The sequence below is a fragment of the Parachitinimonas caeni genome (genome assembly GCF_030129945.1).
GTDB lineage: Bacteria > Pseudomonadota > Gammaproteobacteria > Burkholderiales > Chitinimonadaceae > Parachitinimonas > Parachitinimonas caeni.
Genome location: NZ_JARRAF010000119.1, coordinates 1 through 1,385 on the forward strand (window position 1 = coordinate 1; position 1,385 = coordinate 1,385).

Genomic DNA, 1,385 nt, shown 5'->3' on the forward strand with positions numbered 1-1,385 from the left:
AACGACATTGCCCGGGCATTGAATGATCGGCCCAGAAAATGCCTGGGATTCAAAACCCCGGCAGAAGTCTTTCAGCAACAAATCAATCTCTTAAAAAATAGTGTTGCACTTCAGAGTTGAAATCGCCCCTTTTTTTGAAGAGTGCTTCCCCCAACCTTTTTTGGTTGGTTCGTCTCAACCCAGGATAGTCACTTCTGTTCAACTGGACTTCTCCATTGCCAATATTTGCCCTGTTTCATGTATAACCGCAGACCATCATCCAGGATTTCAAAAAAGTCATTCTGTCTGTGAAGATATCTTCGGCCGCAGGCACAATGAAAGAGGGCTTCATCTTTCTCGTAATCGAATTGAACCATGCGCATTTCTATTCCGGCCCGGCCACACAGGCATGGAGGGCGGATTGGGAGAAAATGATTCTTTAAAATGAGAGTAAGTCGTAACAAAAGCCTGAACAAAACGACCAATGAAAAGCCCACAATCAATGCGCCTACTTGGCCCAAGAGAGCTTCGTATTGGCGATAGGCCCAGTACACAACAATAAAATATATGGCGCCGTACAGCAGGGTAAAGCCATTCACGCGGCAGACTCCTTCAGGGTTTGGCTGTATCTCCTGGCAGCGTACCGACGGCGCTGCCGCCCAATAGACGTGGAACCAACCAGCGAAACAATGGTGTGGGTCCTGTGCTCAGAGTGGTGCCGGCCCCCAAGACCAAACCTCCACTTTCAGGCGCGAGAGCGCCGAACCAACCCATGTCTTTGACCATGGCAGCGCCTCTGGCTACCGGATCGAGGGCGGCATATTTTCCGTAGGAGCTCGTGGTCTTTTGCCCGATTTCATAGAGCAGCTTGTCCTTGAGTGACATGCTTCGCCATGCGGCATCTACCTCTGAACCGGACATATACCAGGTTCGGGCTGCCGTACACATAGGTTGTCCCGCAGTTGCCGTCAAGGCAATGGCGTCGGGCGAGGCTGCAATGCCAATGGCAGGAAGGGTAACGGTACGTGTCAACGCACCATTTGCAACCGCCTGATCCAGAGTTACGTTTTTCTTCGCGGCTTCAAATGTCGTGAGTTTGAAAAAGCTGGGGCCCTCTAGCTTTAGCTCTCCAACTAGTCCCATAGGATCAATGAAAGTCTCCGGCATATTCGACCCAAACCGGTACAGATTACTTCCTCCTGAGATGCCTACCGGATCCTGCGTCACATACCGCCCCAGTTGTGGGTCGTAATAGCGGAAGCGGTTGTAGTGGAGGCCCGTTTCCTCATCCTGCCATTGCCCCGGCAGCCGTAGCGGCTGATCCCCCTGGAGGGGGCCGGATTCGTTGAGCAGCTGGCCCCACGGATCAATCTGAGCTTGCCAGACGCGCTGACCATCGGGGTCGG

The 1,385-nt window shown here is 52.6% G+C and carries 2 protein-coding genes and 1 pseudogene; 1 reads left to right on the forward strand and 2 read right to left on the reverse strand.

Features of this window, described 5'->3' with window-relative positions:
• Positions 1-120, forward strand: a pseudogene (locus PZA18_RS23850) (IS30 family transposase); the annotation flags it as partial.
• Positions 121-188: 68 nt separating this feature from the next.
• On the opposite strand, the gene PZA18_RS23855 reads toward PZA18_RS23850, so the two are convergent.
• Positions 189-578 (reverse strand): hypothetical protein, encoded by a 390-nt coding sequence (locus PZA18_RS23855; protein WP_284103394.1) that lies wholly within the window; start codon positions 576-578, stop codon positions 189-191.
• 13 nt (positions 579-591) lie between these two features.
• Positions 592-1,385, reverse strand: a 794-nt coding sequence (locus tag PZA18_RS23860) for an RHS repeat-associated core domain-containing protein (RefSeq protein ID WP_284103395.1), incomplete at its 5' end; no start/stop codon positions are given.